The organism is Paenibacillus sp. B01, from assembly GCF_009649995.1.
In the GTDB taxonomy this organism is placed as follows: domain Bacteria; phylum Bacillota; class Bacilli; order Paenibacillales; family Paenibacillaceae; genus Paenibacillus_O; species Paenibacillus_O pasadenensis.
This window is the reverse complement of sequence record NZ_CP045802.1, coordinates 4,449,501-4,469,549: the sequence shown is the minus strand read 5'-3', so window position 1 is coordinate 4,469,549 and position 20,049 is coordinate 4,449,501. Positions and strand designations below refer to the sequence as shown.

The 20,049-nt window shown below is 62.7% G+C and carries 16 protein-coding genes; 12 read left to right on the top strand and 4 right to left on the bottom strand.

Features of this window, described 5'->3' with window-relative positions; genetic code table 11:
* Window positions 1-183: 183 nt before the first annotated feature.
* Window positions 184-1,272 (top strand): 3-phosphoserine/phosphohydroxythreonine transaminase, encoded by a 1,089-nt coding sequence (gene serC, locus GE073_RS19125; protein ID WP_153784118.1) that lies wholly within the window; start codon window positions 184-186, stop codon window positions 1,270-1,272.
* Between the two features lie 130 nt (window positions 1,273-1,402).
* Here the strand turns inward: serC and GE073_RS19120 are convergent, their stop codons facing one another.
* The gene (locus tag GE073_RS19120; protein ID WP_028599234.1) at window positions 1,403-2,128 is read right to left on the bottom strand and encodes a response regulator transcription factor; all 726 of its coding nucleotides are present in this window, start codon (window positions 2,126-2,128) and stop codon (window positions 1,403-1,405) included.
* A 116-nt stretch (window positions 2,129-2,244) separates the two neighbouring features.
* On the opposite strand from GE073_RS19120, the gene trmL reads away from it, so the two are divergent.
* Window positions 2,245-2,709, top strand: coding sequence for a tRNA (uridine(34)/cytosine(34)/5-carboxymethylaminomethyluridine(34)-2'-O)-methyltransferase TrmL (gene trmL, locus GE073_RS19115; protein ID WP_028599233.1), 465 nt, complete (start codon window positions 2,245-2,247; stop codon window positions 2,707-2,709).
* A gap of 211 nt (window positions 2,710-2,920) precedes the next feature.
* A complete protein-coding gene (locus tag GE073_RS19110) occupies window positions 2,921-3,169 on the top strand; it encodes an AbrB/MazE/SpoVT family DNA-binding domain-containing protein (protein ID WP_028599232.1) in 249 nt (82 codons plus the stop codon).
* A 290-nt stretch (window positions 3,170-3,459) separates the two neighbouring features.
* Here GE073_RS19110 and GE073_RS19105 read toward each other — a convergent pair whose 3' ends face one another.
* Together GE073_RS19105 and GE073_RS19100 are read right to left on the bottom strand one after the other, a co-directional pair.
* Entirely contained in the window at window positions 3,460-5,052 is a 1,593-nt protein-coding gene (locus GE073_RS19105) for a helix-turn-helix domain-containing protein (RefSeq protein ID WP_028599231.1), read from the bottom strand.
* The gene (locus GE073_RS19100; protein WP_052333316.1) at window positions 5,049-6,899 is read right to left on the bottom strand and encodes a sensor histidine kinase; all 1,851 of its coding nucleotides are present in this window, start codon (window positions 6,897-6,899) and stop codon (window positions 5,049-5,051) included. Before GE073_RS19100 ends, GE073_RS19105 begins: the two co-directional genes overlap by 4 nt.
* Before the next feature lie 223 nt (window positions 6,900-7,122).
* Here GE073_RS19100 and GE073_RS19095 point away from each other — a divergent pair, with 223 nt between their 5' ends.
* The 5 genes from GE073_RS19095 (at window position 7,123) to GE073_RS25125 (ending at window position 13,222) form a co-directional block, all read left to right on the top strand.
* Complete coding sequence (locus tag GE073_RS19095) at window positions 7,123-8,004, top strand: carbohydrate ABC transporter permease (RefSeq protein WP_028599230.1); 882 nt, start codon at window positions 7,123-7,125, stop codon at window positions 8,002-8,004.
* Window positions 8,001-8,834: a carbohydrate ABC transporter permease gene (locus GE073_RS19090; protein WP_373864125.1), complete on the top strand. Its 834-nt coding sequence runs from the start codon at window positions 8,001-8,003 to the stop codon at window positions 8,832-8,834. Before GE073_RS19095 ends, GE073_RS19090 begins: the two co-directional genes overlap by 4 nt.
* A 218-nt stretch (window positions 8,835-9,052) precedes the next feature.
* Window positions 9,053-10,354: an ABC transporter substrate-binding protein gene (locus GE073_RS19085; RefSeq protein ID WP_043111412.1), complete on the top strand. Its 1,302-nt coding sequence runs from the start codon at window positions 9,053-9,055 to the stop codon at window positions 10,352-10,354.
* Window positions 10,355-10,562: 208 nt separating this feature from the next.
* Complete coding sequence (locus tag GE073_RS19080) at window positions 10,563-11,891, top strand: ABC transporter substrate-binding protein (RefSeq protein ID WP_028599227.1); 1,329 nt, start codon at window positions 10,563-10,565, stop codon at window positions 11,889-11,891.
* Window positions 11,892-12,067: 176 nt separating this feature from the next.
* Entirely contained in the window at window positions 12,068-13,222 is a 1,155-nt protein-coding gene (locus GE073_RS25125) for a hypothetical protein (protein WP_194843409.1), read from the top strand.
* 120 nt (window positions 13,223-13,342) lie between these two features.
* On the opposite strand, the gene GE073_RS19070 is transcribed toward GE073_RS25125, so the two are convergent.
* Window positions 13,343-14,092, bottom strand: coding sequence for a DUF2161 family putative PD-(D/E)XK-type phosphodiesterase (locus GE073_RS19070; protein ID WP_153784117.1), 750 nt, complete (start codon window positions 14,090-14,092; stop codon window positions 13,343-13,345).
* A gap of 248 nt (window positions 14,093-14,340) precedes the next feature.
* Here GE073_RS19070 and GE073_RS19065 point away from each other — a divergent pair, with 248 nt between their 5' ends.
* From GE073_RS19065 to GE073_RS19050, 4 genes are all read left to right on the top strand, one after another.
* Window positions 14,341-16,236: a PrkA family serine protein kinase gene (locus GE073_RS19065; RefSeq protein ID WP_101808020.1), complete on the top strand. Its 1,896-nt coding sequence runs from the start codon at window positions 14,341-14,343 to the stop codon at window positions 16,234-16,236.
* Window positions 16,237-16,637: 401 nt separating this feature from the next.
* Window positions 16,638-18,182: a circularly permuted type 2 ATP-grasp protein gene (locus GE073_RS19060; protein WP_153784116.1), complete on the top strand. Its 1,545-nt coding sequence runs from the start codon at window positions 16,638-16,640 to the stop codon at window positions 18,180-18,182.
* Entirely contained in the window at window positions 18,176-19,168 is a 993-nt protein-coding gene (locus tag GE073_RS19055; protein ID WP_153784115.1) for an alpha-E domain-containing protein, read from the top strand. The genes GE073_RS19060 and GE073_RS19055 overlap by 7 nt, the downstream gene beginning before the upstream one ends.
* Window positions 19,165-20,031 carry a transglutaminase family protein gene (locus GE073_RS19050; RefSeq protein ID WP_028599222.1) on the top strand — a complete coding sequence of 289 codons (867 nt, stop codon included), beginning with the start codon at window positions 19,165-19,167 and terminating at the stop codon, window positions 20,029-20,031. The genes GE073_RS19055 and GE073_RS19050 overlap by 4 nt, the downstream gene beginning before the upstream one ends.
* The last annotated feature ends 18 nt before the right edge of the window (window positions 20,032-20,049 follow it).

Below are 20,049 nucleotides of genomic sequence, written 5' to 3'. Positions count from 1 at the left end.
GGGAGCCTTGTTTTCATGCGAGGAGCGGCGAGGCATAGTTCTAGCCTAAATCCGAATAATGTCGGGTCTTTTCCCGGTCAGCATTCGCGAATTTGCCCTTGAAGGATGAACTCAAACTTGTTAAGATACTCATAACTTTACTGGAGCGTTTCGTTCCAGCGACAGAGACAGGGGTGCGAGAGCGTGACGAAGAGAGCCTACAATTTCAATGCCGGTCCGGCGGCGCTGCCGCTTGAAGTGCTGCGGCAGGCACAGGAGCAGTTCGTCGACTACAACGGAGCGGGCATGTCCATCATGGAGATGTCCCACCGCAGCAAGGCGTTCGAGGGCGTCAACGACAACACGGAACGCCTCGTGCGCGAGCTGTTCGGCGTGCCGGACGGCTACAGCGTCATGCTGCTCCAGGGCGGAGCGAGCACCCAGTTCGCGATGGTGCCGATGAACCTGCTTGCGGACGGCAAGACGGCCGCCTACGTAAACAGCGGCAGCTGGGCCAAAAAAGCGATCAAGGAAGCGAAGCTGATCGGAGAGACGCGCGTCGTCGCCACGTCCGAGGGCGCGCGCTTCACCCGCATGCCGGACCTCGCCTCGGTGGAGCTGCCGGACAATGCGGCCTACCTGCATCTGACGTCCAACGAGACGATCGAGGGCACCCAGCTCGCTTCCTTCCCGAGCACGGGAGCGGTTCCTCTCATCGCGGACATGTCGAGCGACATCATGTCGCGTCCGCTCGACATCGCCTCGTTCGGCATGATCTATGCCGGCGCGCAGAAGAACCTCGGCCCGTCCGGCGTCACGCTCGTCATCGCCCGCGACGACCTGCTGGAGCCGAGCCGTCCCGGCGTGCCGACGATGCTCCGCTACGATACGCATGCCAAGTCCAAGTCGCTGTACAATACGCCGCCTTCCTTTGCGGTCTACATGGTCGGCCTCGTGCTGGAGTGGATCCGCGGCAAGGGCGGGCTGGCCGAGATCGACCGCCTCAACCGCGAGAAGACGGGCCTCATCTACAGCGCCATCGACGGCAGCGGCGGGTTCTATCGCGGCGTAGCGGAGTCCGGCAGCCGCTCGCTCATGAACGTCACGTTCCGCTTGACGAGCGAGGAGCTGGAGAAGAAGTTCATCCAGGAGTCCGAGCGGGCCGGCTTCGTCGGCCTCAAGGGCCATCGCGACGTCGGCGGCCTGCGGGCTTCGACCTACAACGCGGTGCCGCTCGAGAGCTGCCGGGCGCTTGCCGAGTTCATGGCCGAATTCCAGCGTAAAAACGGCTGAAGCGGAACGCGCCGCTTGGCCTGAAGCAGCAGCGCCCTTGCCGGAGATGCCGGCAAGGGCGCTGCTTTTTGGGGCGAGAAGGCGGGGAGCGATGCCCTTGAGCAGGTTGGCGAGCACGCTCTAGCACGCTCTAGGCCAGCGCGCTCCTCCGATCGTTCGGTCCGGGGCCGGTGAGCTTGTATCCGACGTTGCGCACGGTCATAATGAATTCCGGGGAACGGGCGCTGCGCTCGATCTTGTCCCGCAGATGGCTGATATGCACGTCGACGATGCGGGTATCGCCGAGGAAGTGGTAGTCCCACACGCCCTGGAGCAGCTGCTGGCGGCTCAGCACCTTGCCGCGGTGCCGGCAAAGGAAGGCGAGCAGCTCGAATTCCTTCGGGGTCAGCTCGATCGCGGCGCCGTTCAAGTGAACCTCGCGGCGGCCGAGATCGACGCGCAGCGGGCCAATCTCGTAATGGATCTCTTCCATCTGTCCGGGCTGCGCCTGCACGCGCCGCAGGACGGCCTGAATCCGCGAGATCAGCTCCTGCGGACTGAACGGCTTGGTCATGTAATCGTCCGCGCCGTTGTCGAGCCCGGCGATGCGGTCGGTGACGTCCTGCATCGCCGTCAGCATGACGATCGGAACGGCGTTGCCGCGCCGGCGCAGCTCGCGGCATACCTCGATGCCGTCCATCTTGGGCAGCATCAGGTCGAGCACGATCAGATCGGGGCGGAACGGCTTGAGCATATCGAACACGGCCAAGCCGTCGTGGACGGAGCGGACTTCAAAGCCGGCAAGGTTGAGATTGAATTCCAGAAGCATGGAGATGGAAGGCTCGTCATCAACAATGAGAACTTTTTTTTTCGTCACCTTGGTCGGTCTCCTTTTCCAGGTTCTTTAATTCAGAATAAAGCGTTACCTTCAGAAAGGAATTAATGGCGCGTAAAAGGAATGTAAAAGCGTAAACGAAAGGATGCATGAAAGCCATGGCTTTTCATATCGTACTCGTCGAGCCGGAGATTCCGGCCAATACCGGCAATATCGCCCGCACCTGCGCGGCGACAGGCGCTCATCTGCATCTCGTCCGCCCGCTGGGCTTCCAGACGGACGACCGGACGCTGAAGCGCGCCGGCCTCGACTACTGGCACGCGGTCCGCGTATCCTACTACGATTCGTTCCAGGAGGTGCAAGAGCGGTTCCCGGAAGGGCGCTTCTTCTTCGCCTCGACCAAGGCGAGCCATCGCTATGATAAGGTCGCATATCGCGACGGTGATCTGCTCGTATTCGGCAAGGAGACGAAGGGGTTGCCGCCGGAGCTGATCGAGGCCAACCGCGAGACGGCGATCCGCATGCCGATGACGGGCGACGTGAGATCGATGAATCTGTCCAATTCAGCGGCTGTCATTTTGTTCGAGGCGCTGCGCCAGAACGGGTTTCCGGGGATGGACTGAGCTTCGGAGCCGGAATCCGCTTTTCGGACCATCCAAACGAAGTCCATTTTGCCAAGAGTTGGACTATATTAAGAAATAAGGCGATTGCGGAAGGATTCTGATCGCGCAAAGCGAACAACAGGGGAATAGACATCCAATAGCCCTGAGACTGCAAGGTCCGCCGAGGGTTGGTTGTGACTAGATTTTCAGACATAAGGAGAGAATACAACCGATGAAACCGGCCGGAGTCGTGCGCAAAGTCGATCAGCTGGGACGAATCGTCCTGCCCAAATCGCTGCGCAAACGCTATCAAATGAATGAAGGCGATCCCGTGGAGATCCTCGTGCAAGGGGATCACATCATTCTCGAGCGCTATCGTCCCCGCTGCGTCTTTTGCGGATCGATGGAAGAGGTAAGGGAGTTCAAGGAACGGTTCCTGTGCGCGGAGTGCATGGGACAGATGCAGCAGCTGCGACGCTGAGCCGTTGCAGAGGCGGAGCACGCGCAAGAAAAAGGCCAGGCTGGCCGGAGAGATCCGGGCCGCCTGGCCTTTGTTGTTCGTCGTTTTGCAGTGCCGAGCCTAAGCCTTTTTAAAGGCCTTTGGTCTTGTCGTCGTTGTACGCCGCGGTAAGCATCGCCGTCAGGAAGAGCAGCGAGACCAGCACGACCACGATAAACGGTAAGGACATATGTAGCACCTCCGTACGAATTGTCTTCATTATACCCAACTGGGGAAAAAAAGAAAACGATTCAAGTTGTGAACAGAATGTGTCAGTCGCGATGGCGGTATTGGCCCGGCGAGCAGCCGGAATGCTTCTTGAACACTTTGCTGAAATATTTCTCGTCCGTATAGCCGACCTGGGCGGCGACGTCGCTGACGCGCAGCTCCGACGAGGACAGCAGCTTGCGGGCCTTGTCCATGCGCAGGCTCTCGACATGCTCGCTCAGCGTCTGGCCGGTCTCCTGCTTGAAGCGCCGGCTCACATGCTCGCGGCTGAGGAAAAAGCGCGAAGCCAGCGCCTGCAAGCTCAAGTCTTCCTCCAAATGCGAAGCGATATACGAGCTCATCTCGTCGATGATGCTGCGTTCCTGGCGGATGCTGCGCAGCAGCGCGTCGAGCCAGTCGAGCAGCAGGAGGCGCCATTCCTTCTCCGTCTCGTCGAGCAGCAGCCGGCCCTGGTCGCTGAACACCAGCGGCAGCTCCTGGTCGCGCAGCGTATCGATCTCGTACTCCTGCTCGATGCGGCTGCGGATGACGCCCATCTGCGTCTCCCACGCGCGGACGGAGGCCGGCGTGACGACGCCGTGGCTGCGGACGAGGCGGAACCAATTGCCGAGCGCGGAGGTCGCCTCGGCGGCGTTGCGCACTTGAATCGACAGGCGCAGCGCGTCGCCGAGCGCCGACAGGTTCGGGAGCGCCGCGCCTGCCGCCGCCGGAATGCCGCCGCGATGGATGCGCAGCTCCGGCGTCAGCAGATTGCGCTGGGAGAGCGCGATCCGAGCTTGCTTGACGGACTGCCAGGCGGCGGACGCCCGCTCTTCCTTGCCGCCGATGCCGGCATGCAGCTCCGCCTTGAGCGTCATCGACACCGCCTCGATCAGCAGGCGGACGCGCTCCTCCAGCAGGTCGAAGCGGTCCCAGAACAGGGCGATCAGCTCGTCGGGCGCCTCGGAGCTGCGGAACGCGTAGCCGCAGCGCCACTCCGAGCGCAGCAGGTCGTTCAGCACGTTGACGATTGCAAAATCGAGCAGCTCCCGGTCGCCGCGGAAGCGGCGCAGCAGCTTGTCCGGGATCGGGTACAGGCTGAGCAGCACCGCTTGCATCGGCGCCTGGTCGGGAAAGCCGGAAAACTCGGCCTTCAGCTGCACGGCGGCCGCCTCGGCCTCCTGGGAGCCGGCGAGCAGCCGGCCGAACAGATGGCTCCAGTACACGGGCTTGTACTGGTTCAGCGCGATGCCGCTCTCGACCTGGCGCTGCTTTTCCCTCGTCTCGCTCCGATGCTCCTCGAGCGCGCGCTGCACCGCCTCGTTCAGCTGGTCGGGGTCGATCGGCTTCAAAATATAGTCTCGGCCGCCGTACTTCATCGTCTTGCGGACGTACTCGAAGTCGTTGTAGCCGCTGATGGCGATCACCTTGGCTTCCGGATGATGCGTGCTGGTCCACTCCATGAAGCGGATGCCGTCCGTGATCGGCATATGGATGTCGGTCAGGATGAGCATCGGATTGTGTTCATCCATGAGCATTTTGGCGGCTTCGCCGTTGTCCGCCTCGAGCACGCGCTCGAAGCCGAGTCCTTGCCAGTCGACAAGCAGCTTCGCCGCATCGCGCGCGTGGCTCTCGTCGTCGACGATCAATACGTTCATGGGGACACCTCGCTGGTCTGGGATGGAAGCTGATCGGGCAGCAGGAGCGTGACGGAGAAGCCGCCGAGCGGCTCCAGTCCGGAATCGAGCCTCATCGAGGCTTCCTCGCCGCAGTGAAGGGCGAGCCGCGCCGCGACGTTGGCGAGTCCGATGTGCTCGCCGATCGAGGCGCTCTCGTCATCGACGCCGAGCAGGCTCGCGCGCAGCGCCTGCAGCCGCTCCGGCTTGACGCCGGGACCGTTGTCGGCGATCTCGATCCGGATCCGGCCGTCCTCGCGGAAGCAGCGGATCGATACATGGACTTCTCCGCCGGACGGATCGAAGGCATGCTTGAATACATTCTCTACGATCGGCTGGATGACCATGCGCGGCAGCGGCGCCTCGCCGACTCCTTCGTCCATCGCGATCTCGTAGGTGAGCTTGTCGTCGAAGCGATGGCGCTGCAGCTCCAGATAGGAGCGGGCATGGTCGATTTCCTGGGAAATAGCGACAAATTCCTCGGCCGTATTCATCGAGTACCGCATCATCTTGCCCAATTGCATGATGAGCTTGTACAGGTCGGGAACGCCGCGCTTGAGCGCGGTCGTGCCGATCGACTGCAGCGCGTTGTACAGGAAATGCGGATGCACCTGCGCCTGAAGCGCCTTGAGCTGGTTCGTCTTGTTGGCCAGCTCGAGCTTGTACTCGCGCAGGACGAGGTTGTTGATCGTCTCCATCATCATGCGGAACCGCCGGGCGAGCTGGCCGATCTCGTCGGCCTGGCCGAGATGGATGTCGGTCTGCAGCTGGCCGGACTGGATCTGGCTGACGTAGCCGGTCAGCCGCTTGATCGGGCCGGTGATCCAGAACGAGATGAACAGCGCGGCGGCTGCGACGATGAGCAGCGAGCCGATCAGCACGCCGGTATTGACCTGCGTCACTTGATTCGTCGCCCTTCTCAGCACGGAGTCGGGAATGCGCTTGACGAGCGTCCAGTTGCTGTCCCCCGCCTCGATCTGCTCGTAGATGAACACCGCTTCGTGATCGCCGCCGCCGAGCCGCGTCGAGCGGGCTCCGCCCGGAGCGTCGTGGCCATCCGGCAGCGACGACTGCTCGAGCAGCTCCTGCGCCCACTCGGCATCGAGCTTGAGGCCGAACCGGTCGGAATCGGGACCGTAGATGATGACGCCGGACGGATCGAGCAGGTACACCTCCTCGCCTTGGTCGCGCTGATACAGCTGATCGCAGATCGAGATGATCATCTCGGGCGTGATGTCGAGCGAGAGCGTGCCGATCTGTTTGTCGCTCGGAATTTGCAGGATCGGACGGATGACGGTGATGACGCGCTTCGAGAGGAACGGCGGCGCGGCGCTGATGTTGTAGTTGGTGCTCATATGCAGCGGCCGGATCGAATAGGCGACCCCTTCCGGCAGCGACGTGCCGGGAGCGTTGACGATCTGCTCCATCCGCTTGTACTGGCCCTTGGAGTACAGGTAGCCGCGTTCGGCAAGCGGAGAGTGGAGGTACACCTGGTAGATTTCCTTGACCGACGACGACATGAGCTGCAGGCTGACGAAGATCTGGTTGTCCGTCAGATAGTCGCTCCGTCCGGTCTCGAGCGTGCGGTACAAGGTCGTGTCGGAATAAGGCGCGAGCGAGGTCTGGAAAAAGGAACGGAAATAGTTGTCCAGATTCGTCTTCCCCTGGTAGAGCAGATTGGAATTTTGCCGGATCGTGTCTTCCTCGACGAAGCGGGCCGTCCGCGTATTCGTAATCGTGATGGAGACGAGCATCGGAATGCCGATCGCCAGCAGCAGGAAGACGGCCAGCTTGGTCCGGATGCTGCGCCTCACCCAGTAAAATTTCACGGCAGAGCGCTCCTTTGCCTGCCTTCCGGTCGGGAAGGGCTATCGTTCGATTATAGCGGCAAGCGGCTGCAGCATCAATATTTTACACCTTTCCCGTCATCATCCTCGGTGGGAGGAGGGTCCTTCCGCCTTTATACTTAAGGATAATCAGGCAAGCGGTGGGCATATTTCGACATTCTGCAGGCCAAACTGACTACGATTCAAGCGAAAGGGGAGATACGGGATGAAAAGCAGCGGATGGTCCAAATCATGGATCCAGCAGATCGTCTTCACGGGCCCGGTCACGCTCGCGTTCGCGATCATTGTTGCGCTTCCCTTCTTTATGGGCATGTACTACTCGTTCTTCGAGTGGAACGGCGTGTCCGACAACGCCGAATTCATCGGCCTGAGCAACTTCATCAACATTTTCAGCGATCAGACCTTTTTGAGCTCGTTCGCCTTCACGGCGCGGTTCACGGTCGCCGCGGTCATCCTCTCCAACCTCGTCGGCTTCCTGCTGGCGCTGCTGCTCGTGCAGCCTCTCAAGTCGCGGAACGTGCTGCGCACGATCTTCTTCATGCCGAACGTCATCGGCGGCTTGCTGCTCGGCTTCATCTGGCAGTTCATCTTCGTCAAAGGCTTCGCGGCCGTCGGCGAAAAGACAGGCTGGGCGCTGTTCAACCTGCCTTGGCTCGGCGACGAGACGACCGCCTTCTGGGGCATCGTCATCGTGACGATCTGGAGCACCGCCGGCTATCTGATGGTCATCTACATCTCCGCGCTCATCAACGTGCCGCGCGAGCTGATCGAGGCGGCGTCGATCGACGGAGCGACCCCTTGGCAGCGGCTGCGCCACATTACGGTGCCGCTCATCATGCCGGCCGTCACGATCTCGCTGTTCCTCGCGCTCAGCTGGTCGTTCAAGTCGTTCGACATCATCCTGTCGCTGACCAAGGGCGGACCGTACAACTCGACGCAGTCCGTCGCGCTCAATATCTACAATGAAGCGTTCCAAAACAACAACTACGGTCTCGGCACGGCGAAGGCGCTGGTCTTCTTCATCGTCGTCGCGCTGATCTCGTCGGCGCAGGTATGGCTGACGAAACGCAAGGAGGTGCAGGTCTGATGGAAAACAGCCGCTATCGCTGGTCGACGATTATCCTGGAAATCGTCGCGGTGCTCATCGCGCTCGTGTTCCTCGTCCCGTTCTACTTCCTCGTCAGCAACTCGCTGAAAAAGTACGCGGACATCCTGCTCGACTCCGCCGCTCTGCCGAATCCGTGGACGTTCGACAACTTCACCCGCGCCTGGGAAATCATGAAGTTTCCGGCGTCGTTCATGAACTCGTTCCTCATCACGGTGACGAGCATCATCGGCCTGGCGATCATCTGCTCGATGTGCGCCTACCGGATGGTCCGCCATCCGTCCAAGTACAACAACATCCTGTTCATGGTGTTCGTCGCGGCGATGGTCATCCCGTTCCAGTCGATCATGATTCCGCTGATGAAGGTAGCGGCTACGTTCGGCCTGACGAACAGCATCTGGGGGCTGTGGGTGTGCTATATGGGCTTCGGCTCGTCGCTCACGATCTTCCTGTATCACGGCTTCGTCAAGTCGATTCCGGTCGAGATCGAGGAGTCGGCGACGGTCGACGGCTGCTCGCCTTACGGCGTGTTCTGGCGCATCGTCTTCCCGCTGCTCAAGCCGATGACGGCGACGATCATCATCCTGAACAGCCTTTGGATCTGGAACGACTTCCTGCTGCCGAACCTGATGCTCGGCGAGGCGAACCGGACGATCCCGCTCTCGACGTATTCCTTCTTCGGGCAGTACACGAAGCAGTGGGACTTGGCGCTCGCCGGCCTCGTCATGGGCGTGCTGCCGATCCTCGTGTTCTTCCTGACGCTGCAGCGTCATATCATCGAGGGCATTACGGCCGGCTCGGTGAAGGGCTGATCGGATCAAAGGAGCATAGCCGGACATTCCCCGAGGGGGAGGATGTTGACCCGCGCGAAAGCGAGGTCAATATCCTCCCCCTTTTGCCGCAATATCGTATGTGCCAACGTTTGCACAGAACGGGTATACTAAGGCCATAAACCAGAGACGCTTCCGCATCCGATGCCGAAACATTGGCATACTAAAGGGAGCAAGGATAGGAAAGGGGCTTGAAAAAGATGAAAAAGAGCTTGATGACCGCGGTATCCGCGGGCGTAGCCATCGCCATGCTGGCCGGCTGCAGCACGACGAACAACGGCGGTGCCGGCAACGAGGCGGCGGGCAATTCCGGAGGCGCCGGAAGCGGCGAGAAGGTGACGCTGAACATCTTCCAATTCAAGGTGGAGATCGCCGACGCGATGAACCGCCTCAAGGCCGATTACGAGAAGGAGCATCCGAACGTCACGCTGAACATCGAGACGATGGGCGGCGGCGCGGACTACGGCGCGGGCCTGAAGGCGAAATTCGCCTCCGGCCAGGAGCCTGATATTTTCAACAACGGCGGCAACGCCGATCTGACGACCTGGGTCGACAAGCTGGAGGATCTCAGCGGCGAGCCTTGGCAATCCGACGTTATCGATACGGCGAAGGAAGGCATCACCTCGGGCGGCAAAAACTACGGCCTGCCGATGGGCATCGAAGGCTACGGCCTGCTGTACAACAAGGATCTGTTCGCCAAAGCGGGCATCGATACGCCTCCGAAGACGCTCACCGAGCTGAAGGCGGCCGTCGAGAAGCTGAAGGCAGCCGACATTACTCCGTTCGCGAACGGCTATCAGGAGTGGTGGGTCCTCGGCAACCACACGTTCAACGTCGCGCTGGCGGATCAAGAGGACCCGGCCGCGTTCATCCAGTCAATGAACGAGAAGAAGGGCGATCTGGCGGGCAATAAAGTCGTCGGCGACTGGTTCAACCTGTTCGACCTGATGATCCAGAACAGCAACAAGAACCCGCTGACGACGGACTACAATACGCAGGTAACGCTGTTCGCGAGCGGCAAGGCGGCGATGATGCAGCAGGGCAACTGGACTCAGGTGCAGATCGACGGCATCACCCCGGACATGAACATCGGCGTGCTGCCGATGCCGATCGACGACAGCGAGAAAAGCGGCAACATCTTCGTCGGCGTGCCGAACTATTGGGTCGTGAACAAAAACGCCAAGAACAAGCAAGCCGCCAAGGACTTCCTCAACTGGCTGGCGACGAGCGAGACGGGCAAGCGCTACACGGTCGAGGAGTTCAAGTTCATTCCGGCGCTCAAGTCGATCGAGGTGACCGACGAGAAGGTGCTCGGCGCGATCGCGAACGACATCATGGCCTATTCCAAGGACGGCAAGACGTCCGGCTGGTACTTCAACCAGATGCCGGAAGGGCTGCCGCAGGAAGTCGGCGCGGAAATGCAGGCGTACGTCGCCGGCAAGTCGAGCAAGGAGCAGATGCTTAAAAACATTCAGACCAAGTGGGGCACGTTCGCGAAATAAGACGGCAAGCCCGCAGGGGGAAGATATTGATCCGGAGATCCGGCATCAATATTTTCCCCCTTTTTGTTCAACATCCTCGGTGGTAGCGTTTGCATGACCGAAGGTATACTTGGATTGTTCCCAGGAGAATCTAAGGGAACATCAGCCAATATAGAACTCAGGGCGCTTGCAGGACGAACGAGGGTCATTATCCAAGGAGGAAAAGCGAATGAAAAAAACGATGGTAACCGTCTTGTCCGCCGGTCTGGCGCTCAGCCTGGCGGCAGGCTGCAGCACTTCCGGCAACTCGGGCTCGAACGGCAACGAAGCCCCGGCCAATACGGCGACGAACGCCGGCTCCGGAACGAACGCGGGCAGCGGCGAGAAGGTCACGCTCAATATCTTCCAATATAAAGTCGAGATCGCCGATGCGATGAACCGTCTGAAAGCCGACTACGAGAAGGAGCATCCGAACGTCACGCTGAACATCGAGACGATGGGCGGCGGCGCGGACTACGGCGCGGGCCTGAAAGCGAAATTCGCTTCCGGCCAGGAGCCGGACATCTTCAACAACGGCGGCAACGCCGAGCTGACGACCTGGATCGACAAGATGGAGGATCTGTCCGACCAGCCGTGGGTAAGCGACGTGCTCGACACGGCGAAGGAGCCGATCAGCCGCGACGGCAAGATGTACGGCATGCCGATCGGCATCGAGGGCTACGGCTACATTTACAATAAGGACCTGTTCGAAAAAGCGGGCATCACCGAGCTGCCGAAGACGCTCACGGAGCTCGACGCGGCCGCCAAGAAGCTGCAGGACGCCGGCATCACGCCGTTCTCCAACGGCTACCAGGAGTGGTGGGTGCTCGGCAACCATCTGTTCAACGTCGCGCTCGCCGATCAGGATGATCCTGCGGCGCTGATCCAGGGCCTCAACGAGGGCAAGGGCGGCCTGGCCGGCAACCCGGTCGTGGAAAAATGGTTCAACCTGTTCGACCTGACGATGAAGTACAGCAACAAGAACCCGCTGACGACCGACTACAACACGCAGGTGACGCTGTTCGCCAGCGGCAAGACGGCGATGATGCAGCAGGGCAACTGGACGCAGGTGCAGATCGACGGCATTACGCCGGACATGAACATCGGCGTGCTGCCGATGCCGATCGACGACAGCGAGAAGAGCGGCAACATCATGGTCGGCGTGCCGAACAACTGGGCGGTCAACAAGAACTCCAAAAACAAGGAAGCGGCCAAGGAGTTCCTCAACTGGCTGGCGACGAGCGAGACGGGCAAGCGCTACATCGTCGAGGAGTTCAAGTTCATCCCGGCGCTCAAGTCGATCGAAGTGACCGACGAGAAGGTGCTCGGCGCGATCGCGACGGACATCATGGCCTACTCCAAGGACAACAAGACGTCCGGCTGGTACTTCAACCAAATGCCGGAAGGCTTGCCGCAGGAAGTCGGCGCGGAGATGCAGGCGTATGTCGCGGGCAAGGTGGATAAAGCCGGCCTGCTGAAGAACATCGAAGCGAAATGGACCAGCATGGCGAAAAAATAAGCGGTTCTAAGGCGCGTCCCTGAAGCATATATGCTTCAGGGGCGTTTTTTTGCGCGGAGGGATCGAGGCAGGCGCCGGGCAAGGGGCGGATGGAGCGGGCTGGGCGAAGGCGGCCGTGCGACGGCGGCGTGGAATGGAGGGCCTGATGCTGGGCCGAAAAAAGGAGGGCGCCGGGCATGGCGATGGAGAGAAGCTTCGGCTGCATAGCGCTGGACCGTCCGGGAGAAGCGCTGCGGCTGTACGCCGACAGCGAGGTGCTCGAGGCGGTTCGGCGGGCGCTGGCGAAAGGGAAGTCGTCCATAGGCGAGGATGCCGGCCAGCGGCTGGCCGCGCTGCTGCAGCGCGCGCTCGGCGCGGAGGAGACGGCGCGGCCGGGCGAGGGCATCGTCGTCGCGGCGAGCGCGGAGGCGGCGCTGGAGCTGGTCCGGCGCGCGCTCGCTGCGACAGGAGGCAGGCTCGGCCCGGTGCCGCAGCGGCAAGGCGCAGGACATCTGCGCGAGCAGCCGGAGCGGAGCGATGGGAAGCGAGCGCGCGGGCAAGCGGGCGAGGAGCGGCAAAGTCCGGGACGAAGCGGCGCCTCGCTGGACGACGCGGATGAGGAGCCGAATGCTTGGCAGGTCGAGCTGAGGCCGGACAGTGCCTGGTCGTGGCGTCCGGTATCGGGAGCAGGAGCGGGCGAAGGCGCAGGAGCGGATGCAGGGGGGCGTGCAGCAGCGGGCGGAGGCGCAGGAGCGGATGCAGGGGGGCGTGCAGCAGCGGGCGAAGGCGCAGGAGCAACGCCGCCGGCGAAGCGAGGCGCGCCTGGCGGGCATGCGGCCAGGCGGCTGCTCGCCGTCGGCTCGCTCGCGAGCGGCGTGCCTGGCCTGGGCGCAGCCTGGGCGAGCGGGCCGCCGGAGCTGCTGCGGCGGGTGCGCGAGGAGCAGCGGCGCTCCGGCGCGGCGAGCGGCTGGGAGCTGCTCGTCATGGAGGAGCTGCTCGGCCTGGGCGAGCTGGAGCCGCGCCGCGCCGCGGCGGCAGCGGCATGCGAAGCGGCGCTGCAGGAGCTGGAGGAGGCGCTGGACGCCGCCTCCATGCCGGCCGGGCTGCGCTGGCGGCGCGATCCGCGCGGCGCAGCGATGGAGCTGCTGCTGCCCGAGGGGCTGGACGCGCGCGCTCTGCAGCGCGCGGCCCGGCTGCGCGGGCTGTGCATCGGGGTTGCCGGCGCCGGCCTCGGCGCAGCGCCGGGTTCAGGCGCCGCGAGGCTGGCCGCCGGAGCCGCGAGCGGAGCGCAGCTGGCGATGGCGCTGAGCGGACTCGCGGAGGCGATGCGCGAGTTCACCGCGCGCAGCTGAAGAAGCCGGGGAGCGCGGCCGTATCCGCCGCCGAGCGGGGAAGGCGCTCCGCCTCTCGAGGCGGGCGGTCCGGGCCGAGGCAGATTCGAGCCTCGTCGGAGGGAGAGCCGCTCCCGGCTCTCAGTCCCGCTCCGCCTCTCGCGCGGCCGCGCCCTGCTGCAGCAGCCAGCCGTCGATGACGGCGGCATGCTCCGCGAGAGCGGCTTCGCCGGCCGGCAGCAGCCGGTAGACGCCGCGCTCGACCTTGGCGAACCAGCCGTAGTAGTTGGCGCGCAGGAACTCGCCCGACTTGGCGACGCCGGTCAGCTCGCGCGCGCTCGCCGGCGACAGCGCTCCGTGCGCCTGGAGAGCCCAGGCGAGGCGGAGCGCTTTTTCGCGGTAGGCGGTCATGAGCCGGCTGCCCCGGACGCGCCCGCTGCCGCCGACGTTGTAGTCGCCGCTGCGCTCGCGGAACTCCTGCAGCAGCCGCCGCTCGCGGGACGGGCGCCGTCCGCGCAGCGGCGCGTCGCCGGGCTCGCAGAGCAGCTCCAGGACGGGAGATTTGGTCTTGTAGAACGTAACCGTCATCAGGCCGAGCCCGAGCATGCGGCACAGCTCCGCCAGCTCGCCGAAGCGCTGGTTGACCGCCCCTTTGCGGGAGCGGTTGCGCTCGACCGCGAGCATCACCTTGTCCGCGATCCGCAGCCGCTGGACGCCCTGCAGCAGCAGCGTGAGCGTGAACGTCTTTTTCATCTCGACGATCAGCGTATCGCCGTCCGGCCGGACCGCCACCAGATCGCAGCTCAGCACCTCGCCCTTCACCTCATAGCCCCGCGCCTCCAGATAGGCCTTCACCGGCCCGTACAGCTCCGCTTCCTCCTTCACCGCCATGCCCTCTCGGCCTCCCCGCCGCCCGCCGCGCCACCGGCACAGGCGTTCTCATTCCGTTCATTATAGGAGATCGCCGAAGGTCTGGCAAATCTTGTCCGACTCCAAATTTCCGGTCAAGTTATCGCTCCCCTCCGCATAGGCTTTAATACTTCGAATACGATGCTATTCAGGAGTGGGAAGCAGAGATACAGCCTGGGCGGAGCGGACGGCGAGGGTCTTGACGCGGAAGGAATGGGAGGAGGCGCAGCATGGATATTTTCAAACGGATCGCGGAATACAAGTCGGAGGGCGAGCGGCTCGCCTGGACGGGGACGTTCAAGGAGTACATCGAGCTGCTGCGGAACGATCCGGCGCCGGCGATGACGGCGCATGCGCGGGTGTACGAGATGATCAAGTCGCATGGCATCAACGAGAAGAACGGACAGAAGAGCTACAAGTTCTTCGAGCAGGAGATTTTCGGCCTCGACCGGGCGGTCGAGAAGCTGATGGAGGAATATTTCCACTCGGCGGCGCGGCGGCTGGACGTGCGCAAGCGGATCCTTCTGCTCATGGGTCCGGTCAGCGGCGGCAAGTCGACGATCGTCACGATGCTCAAGAAAGGGCTGGAGAAATTCTCGCGCACGGACCAAGGGGCGGTGTATGCGATCAAGGGCTGCCCGATGCACGAGGATCCGCTCCACCTCATCCCGCATGAGCTGCGGCCGGAGCTCGAGCGGGAGCTCGGCGTACGGATCGAGGGCAACCTGTGCCCGCACTGCCAGCTGCGGCTGAAAAACGAGTTCGAGAACGACATCGAGAACGTGCAGATCGAGCGGGTCTTCCTGTCGGAGGACAACCGCGTCGGCATCGGCACGTTCAGCCCGTCGGATCCGAAGTCGCAGGACATCGCCGACCTGACCGGCAGCATCGACTTCTCGACGATCACGGAGTACGGCTCGGAATCCGATCCGCGCGCCTATCGGTTCGACGGCGAGCTCAACAAGGCCAACCGCGGCCTGATGGAGTTCCAGGAAATGCTCAAATGCGACGAGAAGTTCCTCTGGAATCTGCTGTCGCTGACGCAGGAAGGGCAGTTCAAGGCCGGCCGCTTCGCGCTCATCAGCGCGGATGAGCTGATCGTCGCCCATACGAACGAATCCGAGTACAAGGCGTTCATCTCCAACAAGAAGAACGAAGCGCTGCAGTCGCGGATGATCGTCATGCCGATCCCGTACAACCTGCGGGTGTCGGAGGAAGAGAAGATCTACAGCAAGCTGATCGCCCAGAGCGACCTGCGCCATGTGCACATCGCGCCGCATGCGCTGCGCACGGCGGCCATCTTCTCGATCCTGACGCGGCTCAAGGAGTCCAAGAAGCAGGGCATGGACCTCGTCAAGAAGATGCGCATGTACGACGGCGAGGAAGTCGAAGGCTACAAGGACGCCGACCTCAAGGAAATGCAGAACGAATTCCTGGAAGAAGGCATGTCGGGCATCGATCCCCGCTATGTCATCAACCGCATCTCCAGCGCCCTCATCAAGGGCGAGATGGACCATATCAATGCGCTCGACGTGCTGCGGGCGCTCAAGGACGGGCTCGACCAGCATCCTTCGATCACGAAGGAGGAGCGCGAGCGTTACTTAAACTTCATTTCGGCGGCGCGCAAGGAATACGACCAGCTGGCCAAGAACGAGGTCCAGAAGGCGTTCGTCTACTCGTTCGAGGAGTCGGCGCGCACGCTGTTCGAGAACTATCTCGACAACATCGAAGCGTACTGCAACTGGTCCAAGATCAAGGACCCGCTTACCGGCGAGGCGCTCGATCCCGACGAGCGGCTCATGCGCTCCATCGAGGAGCAGATCGGCGTCTCGGAAAACGCGAAGAAGGCTTTCCGCGAGGAGATCCTTATCCGCATCTCGTCCTACTCCCGCAAGGGGCGCAAGTTCGACTACACGAGCCACGAGCGGCTGCGCGAGGCGGTGGAGAAAAAGCTGTTCGCCGACCTCAAGGACATCGTCAAGATCACGACGTCGACCAAAACGCCGGACGAGAACCAGCTCAAGCGCATGAACGAGGTGACCAAGCGCCTCGTCGACGAGCACGGCTACACGCCTGCCAGCGCCAACGAGCTGCTGCGGTATGTCGGCAGCCTGCTGAACCGGTAAGGGCGAAAAACTTGGAGGAAACCTCCGGATTGTAAAACGTGGAATCCGAAAATAACCCGTTCCTCGATGGCTACTTGGACGGGTTATTTTCGTTTCAAGTAAGCGAGCAATGCTAGCAGGAACATCCCGAGCATCATCACTTCCTGTAGCGAAAATGACATAGGCGTCACCTCCGTTCTGGAGGCGAGCTTTTCCATCCAAGCGTCGTGCATGGACAAATAGACGAATTCAGTAAGCCCCTGTATAGGGGGCTTTTTTGCGCCCCAATAATGTCAACTATATTGACATAAATTGATAGATCCTTGTATGATTGGGTAAAAATACCCAAGCGCTTCGATCCATCATGGAGGGCACCTCGAGCGTTTCCCGCTGCAGGTTGACCCGGAGGGAGGCCGTCAGCCATGTCTACCGCAGAACCGACCCGTGTTCCAGCCTATGATTCCCGTTCCTTCTACGACGAGATGTATGACGAGCGAGGCCGCGTGCGGCTCCACTACGAGCAGGTGCATCGGAGCTTCGCCGCGATGGGGCCGTCCGAGCTGGCGAGGCGCCGGCAGGCTTTCGGCAGCCGCATGCTGGAGGAAGGCATCACCTTCACGCTCCATGCGCCGGGAGCTCCGGACCCGCTGGAGCGCACGATTCCTTTCGACTGCGTCCCGCGGATCATACCTGCCGCCGAATGGAGCCTGCTCGAGGCCGGGCTGCGCCAGCGGACCGTCGCGCTGAACCGCTTCATCCGCGACCTTTATCACGGCCAGCGCTGCGTGCGCGACGGAGTCATCCCGCGCCGCATGATCGTCGGCAACACCTACTACCGGCCGGAAATGGCCGGACTGGACGTTCCGGGAGACGTCTACGTCACGGCGGCCGGCATCGACCTGATCCGCGACGAGACGGGCTATTACGTGCTGGAGGACAATCTGCGCAGTCCGTCGGGCTTCTCCTATTTGTTCAAGGGGCGCAGCCTCATGAGCGAGCTGTTTCCCGACCTGTACCTGCCGAGCGCGATCGAGGATACCGAGCGCAGCCTGAACGTGTTTTTGACCAGCCTCCGCTCGCTCGCCCCCTCGGGCAAAAAAGACCCTTTCATCGTGCTGCTCACTCCCGGCCCGTACAATTCGGCCTATTACGAGCATGCCTTCCTCGCGCAGCAGCTCGGCATCCATCTCGTCGAGGGAAGGGACCTCGTCTGCAAGGACCACAAGATCTACTTGCGTGATCTGCGAGGATTGCGTCAGGTCGATGTCATCTATCGTCGCATCGACGACGAATTTCTCGATCCGCTTTCCTTCCAGCCCGACTCGATGCTCGGCGTCGCCGGCCTGATGAACGCCTATCGGGCCGGCAACGTGGCGATCGCCAACGCTCCCGGCACCGGCGTCGCCGACGACAAGGCGGTCTATGCCTATGTGCCGGACCTGATCCGCTATTATCTGGGCGAGGAGCCGATCCTGTCGAACGTGCCGACCTACATCCTGTCCCGCAAGGAGGAGCGCGAATATGTGCTGGATCGCCTGGAGGAGCTGGTCGTCAAGGAGACGTCGCTGTCGGGCGGCTACGGCATGCTGATCGGACCGCAGGCGTCGGCGCAGGAGCTGGCGGCGTTCCGCGAGCGGATCCGGGAGCAGCCGGGCCGCTATATCGCTCAGCGCACGATGAAGCTGTCGACCGCGCCGGTCATGGGGGCGGGCGGCATGATGCCTCGCCACATCGACCTGCGGGGCTTCGTGCTCAGCGGCAGCGGCGGAGAGCCGCATGTCGTCCCCGGCGGGCTGACCCGGGTCGCCTTGCAGGAAGGCTCGCTCGTGGTGAATTCCTCGCAGGGCGGCGGCGTGAAGGACACATGGGTGCCGAGGCGCGGACGTCCAGGCCCGCGCGGCGATCAGAGCCGGTGCGAGGCGCAGAGTCAAGACCAGGATCGGGACGAGGAGGAATGCGGATGCTGAACCGGAACGCAGAGGCACTATGCTGGATCGGACGGTATATGGAGCGGACGGAAAACCATGCGCGCTTCGTGGACGTGCTCTATCATCTGCAGCAGCTGCAGCCGCGCGAGGCGGTCGACGACCGCCTGAGATCGGAGGTGGACAACGCGGGCAAGTGGGCGCTCGTCGTCGGCGCCATCGGCGACCGCAAGGAGTTCGAGAGCGCGTACGACGGCTATTACGAGGATGACGTGCTCCAGTACGTCACGATGGACCGCGCCAACCCGAACTCGATGCTCAGCTGCGTAAGCGCCGCGCGCGCGAATTTGCGGACGCTGCGGGAAAAGCTGCCGGGGGAGCTGTGGGATGCGCTCAACGGCATGTACCTGTGGCTGAGGGAGCGGCAGGAGGACGGCTGGCGCAAGGAGGCGCCGCATGCTTTCTTCCGCCAAATGAAGGACTGGGCGAGCCTGTTCCAAGGCTATAGCCAATCCGTCATGCCGCGCGAGAACGAATGGCGCTTCCTGGAATGCGGCCGCTATCTGGAGCGGATGGAGAACACGCTGCGCATCCTGCAGGCGGTGCGCGGATGGGTGCCGGGCGGAGGCTGGCACGAGCCGGAGGCATATCCGTACCTGCAGGCGGTGCTGCGCTCGATCAGCGGCTACGACTCGTTCCGCCGCTATCATGCGGACGGGCTCGGCGTGGATGCGATCATGGAGTTCGTGCTGCTCAACGCGGCCTTCCCGCGCAGCGTGCAGTATTCCCTCCGCAAGATGGACACGCATCTGAGCCTGCTGGAGGCGCAGGAGCCGGCGATGCGCGCCCGCCGCGACAAGCTGCTGCGCAGCTCGGCGCGGGTGCTGGCCGATCTGGCCTGCCTCGAGCGCGACGACCTGCTGCTCGATCGAGACGGCCGGATCGTCGCGCATCTGCTGGAGCAGTCGAGGCAGCTGGGGGCGGCGATGGAGGCGGCGTTCTTTCGCCTCGGGGAGGCTACCGCATGAAGCTGCGCATCTCGCATGTCACCACGTACCGGTACTCCGACCCGGTCCGGGACAGCGTCAACGAAATCCGGCTCACGCCGGTGACCAATAAGCATCAGTCCTGCTATCAGCACAGCATCTCCGTCGAGCCGAACGCGCCGCTGCTCGCTTACGAGGATGCGTTCGGCAACAAGGTGCATGCCTTCACGGTCAACGCCGCCCATCGCTCGCTGACGGTGCGGACGCACTCCATCGTGACGACAAAAGAGCCGGGCGGGGCCGCAGGACGGGCGGAGGCCGAAGCAGATGCGGCATGGAGCTGGCTCGGCGGGGACGAGGCGCTCGACCGCTTCGCGGAATATTTGCTGCCGACCGGCTATACGGAGCAGACTGCGGGCATCCGCTCCTACACGGACGGCCATCCGCCGGACGAGCGGGGCGTCGGCTCGTGGCTGGAGCGGCTCTGCGGCCGGATCCGCGACGAATTCATCTACGATCCGCTGGCGACGACGGTGCAGACCAAGGCGTCCGATCTGCTGCAGACGCGGCGCGGCGTCTGCCAGGATTTCGCCCATCTGATGATCGCCTGCTGCCGCTGCCAAGGCGTTCCGGCCCGGTATGTGAGCGGGTACCATTTCGTCGGCGACCTGAGCGGCGGCAACGCCGACTTCGAGCAGGCGTCCCACGCTTGGGTGGAGGCCTACGTGCCCGGCGCGGGCTGGAGAGGCTACGATCCGACCAATGCGTCGCTCGTCGGCGAGCGCTATGTCAAGCTCGGGCATGGACTCGACTATCGCGACATCGTCCCGTTCAAAGGCGTCTATCTCGGCAGCGGCGTCCAGACGCTCGAGGTCCATGTCGACGTCAGTCCGGCGGAGGAATGACATCGGGCAAAAAAAAGC